Source organism: Pararhizobium mangrovi (genome assembly GCF_006516965.1).
Taxonomy (GTDB): domain Bacteria; phylum Pseudomonadota; class Alphaproteobacteria; order Rhizobiales; family Rhizobiaceae; genus Pararhizobium_B; species Pararhizobium_B mangrovi.
This window is the reverse complement of the sequence record NZ_VHLH01000065.1, coordinates 1-1,313: the sequence shown is the minus strand read 5'-3', so window position 1 is coordinate 1,313 and position 1,313 is coordinate 1. Positions and strand designations below refer to the sequence as shown.

The following is a 1,313-nucleotide window of genomic DNA, read 5'->3' as shown; positions in this document are numbered from 1 at the left end:
CTTTCGAGCCCGGAGAGAGCATGGATCGCATACGCATAGTCGGTGGCCATCGTCTGAACGGCAGCATTCCGATCTCGGGTGCGAAGAACGCGGCCCTGCCGCTGATGATCGCCTCGCTTCTGACCGACGACACGCTGACTTTGGAAAACGTGCCGCACCTGGCCGACACCGAGCAGCTCATCCGCATCCTCGGCAACCACGGCGTCGACATCATGGTCAACGGCCGGCGCGAGCGCCAGGAGGACGGCTATTCACGCACCGTCCACTTCACCGCCCGCACCATCGTCGAGACCACCGCCCCTTACGAGCTCGTCTCCAAGATGCGTGCGAGCTTCTGGGTCATCGCGCCGCTTCTCGCCCGCGTCGGCGAGGCGCGCGTCTCGCTGCCGGGCGGCTGCGCCATCGGCACGCGCCCGGTCGACCTCTTCATCGACGGGCTGCGCGCGCTCGGCGCCGACATCGCCATCGACGGCGGCTATGTCGACGCGCGCGCGCCGAAGGGCGGGCTGAAGGGCGGCCGCTTCGCCTTTCCGAAGGTCTCCGTCGGCGCCACCCACGTCATGCTGATGGCCGCCTCGCTCGCCGACGGCACGAGCGTCATCGACAACGCCGCGCGCGAGCCGGAGGTGGTCGATCTCGCCAACTGCCTGAACGCCATGGGCGCCAAGATCTCCGGCGCGGGCTCGCCGCGCATCGTCGTCGAGGGCGTGGCCTCGCTTTCGGGCGCGCGCCACCGGGTGCTGCCCGACCGCATCGAGACGGGCACCTACGCGATGGCGGCGGCGATGGCCGGCGGCGACGTGACGCTCGAAGGCACGCAGGAATCGCTGCTCGAAAACGCGCTCGACGCGCTGCGTTCGGCGGGTGCGGAGGTGACGGCGACCAATACCGGCGTGCGCATCCGGCGCAACGGCGCCGGCCTGCAGCCGGTGGACGTGTCGACCGATCCTTACCCGGGTTTCCCGACCGATCTGCAGGCGCAGTTCATGGCGCTGATGACGCGCGCCGAGGGACGTTCGCACATCACCGAGACGATCTTCGAGAACCGCTTCATGCACGTGCAGGAGCTCGCCCGGCTCGGCGCCGACATCCAGCTTTCCGGGCAGACGGCGACGGTGACGGGCGTGAAGCAGCTGACCGGCGCGCCGGTCATGGCGACGGACCTTCGCGCCTCGGTCTCGCTGGTCATCGCCGGCCTCGTCGCCAACGGCGAGACGACCGTCAACCGCGTCTACCACCTCGACCGCGGCTTCGAACGCCTCGAAACCAAGCTCGGCGCATGCGGCGCCGAAATCGAGCGCGTCAGCGGGTAG

The 1,313-nt window shown here is 69.5% G+C and carries 1 protein-coding gene; it reads left to right on the top strand.

The features are described from left to right. The first annotated feature begins 20 nt into the window (after positions 1 to 20). Positions 21 to 1,313 (top strand): UDP-N-acetylglucosamine 1-carboxyvinyltransferase, encoded by a 1,293-nt coding sequence (gene murA, locus FJU11_RS18185; protein WP_141168487.1) that lies wholly within the window; start codon positions 21 to 23, stop codon positions 1,311 to 1,313.